This window comes from Pseudomonas sp. SIMBA_068, assembly GCF_046534705.1.
Classification (GTDB): Bacteria; Pseudomonadota; Gammaproteobacteria; order Pseudomonadales; family Pseudomonadaceae; genus Aquipseudomonas; species Aquipseudomonas putida.
In genome coordinates, this window is the sequence record NZ_JAWRYI010001305.1 from 1 (window position 1) to 246 (window position 246).

Annotated in this window: 1 protein-coding gene; it reads right to left on the reverse strand. The window is 68.3% G+C overall.

Annotated elements, in window-relative coordinates; translation table 11 throughout:
* Positions 1-244 (reverse strand): PilW family protein (locus SB756_RS33795; protein ID WP_410913728.1); only part of this gene is annotated, 244 nt, incomplete at its 3' end.
* Positions 245-246: the final 2 nt, after the last annotated feature.

Below are 246 nucleotides of genomic sequence, written 5' to 3' on the forward strand. Positions count from 1 at the left end.
GGCTCAGGCTGTTCGCGCCCACCTGCAGGGGCTGGGCGAAGGCTTGAAGGGCTAGCGGGTCGGTGAAGTCGTCGGGCTGCAGGCGCAGGCAGCCGAACATGCCGGCCATGCGAATGTCCTGGGCCATGCGCTGCAACGCCAGGCGGGCATCAGCCTGCAAGCGTGCGGCCGCGCCCTGCAGGCGCCAAGTGTCATGGGCAGACACGAACAATTGGCTGGCCGCTGCCAGCAGCAGCAAACCGATGG